The following is a 1,414-nucleotide window of genomic DNA, read 5'->3' as shown; positions in this document are numbered from 1 at the left end:
CGGGACTTAAACAAAACAGGAAATTAAAAAAGACTATAATGCTTAAATAGCAAAGCTTTCACGTGAAAGTAAGCTGATGAAAGAAACGACTCCCGCAGCCATGCCGCCATGCTTTGAAAAATGGTGTCAAAGATTTGATGATGTATTTACTCATAAAGCTCAAAAAAGAGAGTTTAGACACTATTTAGGGGGATTACTAGGTGAAAGTGAGAGAAAAAACTTGTTTCAAATGGCCTCTAATGCTGTAGGAGTGACTTAGCACCGATTACACCACTGTCTTGATGCAGTCGCTCATGGGGGAAACCCCCAAGACCGCGCTGCATCGCTTTTTAACTGAAGCGCCTTGGTGTAGCGATCGGGTGAATGAGCGTAGGTTAGAGATCATGAACAAGTGTAGCCAGACAAGAATTAGTAGAGGCTTTAGCTTGATAATAGATGATTCGGGACATAGAAAAAGTGGAAATTTTACCGAGGGGATAGGAAGACAATATATCGGAGAAATCGGCAAGACAGACAACGGAATAGTAGTAGTAACAACGCATTTATATGATGGAAGAAAAAGCTTACCGTTAGATATAGAGTTATATCGGCACGCCAGTAGTTTAGCTCAAGGGAAACAAGACCCTGAATTTCAAAAAAAAACTGAATTAGCAATCAAATTAATAGACACAACGATCGCAAGAAAGTATCAACCAGGGATTGTAATTGTAGATGCAGGATATGGCAACAATACGTCGTTCTTATTAGAGTTGGAAAAACGGAAATTAAAGTATTTGGGAGGGCTAGCCAAAAATCGAAAAGTGGCAGTCACTCATGAAAATAATATTCAACAAACAATTAGATTAGATGAATTAGCACAAAGCTTACCCCAAAAAGCTTTTACGAAAATTCAACTAAACTTAGAACAAGCTAAAACCCTATGGGGGGTAACTCTAGAAGTAGAGATATCATCCTTAAGCGAAAAGCGCAATATTGCTATCGTCATGAACGCTGCGACTTTCTCGGAAGCTACTGATATAGACTATTTTATTACCAATGTTGACTCATCAATTGTGACTCCACAATGGATAGTTGACACATACTCCCAAAGAAATTGGGTTGAAGTTTTCTATCGGGAAGCCAAAGGATGGTTAGGACTTAAAGAATATCAAGTCCGAGATAAAACAAGCCTACTTCGACATTTTATTTTAGTTTTTTGTGCCTACACTTTTATTCTTTGGCATCAACTCACTGGTGGCTTAAGACGCAGGTGGGCCAACAAACCTTTGAACACTTTTACTGAAGCTTTAGAGGCTTTCAGAACAGCTATGTCTTTCAGATTTTTTGATTGGTTGGCTCTTAATCGTAACCTGTTTGCTTCTTATAAAGCTAGTTTAGGCTATATTTGGGCTTGATTTTTGTTTAAGTCCCACTA

1 pseudogene is annotated in these 1,414 nt (G+C 38.5%); it reads left to right on the top strand.

Annotated elements, in window-relative coordinates:
- Nucleotides 1–76 precede the first annotated feature (76 nt).
- A pseudogene (locus RMX98_RS36230) lies at nt 77–1,394 on the top strand (IS701 family transposase).
- Nucleotides 1,395–1,414 lie beyond the last annotated feature (20 nt).

Origin of the sequence: Nostoc sp. DedQUE02 (assembly GCF_034531035.1) — a bacterium.
Classification (GTDB): domain Bacteria; phylum Cyanobacteriota; class Cyanobacteriia; order Cyanobacteriales; family Nostocaceae; genus Nostoc.
This window is presented reverse-complemented; position numbering and strand designations above follow the sequence as displayed.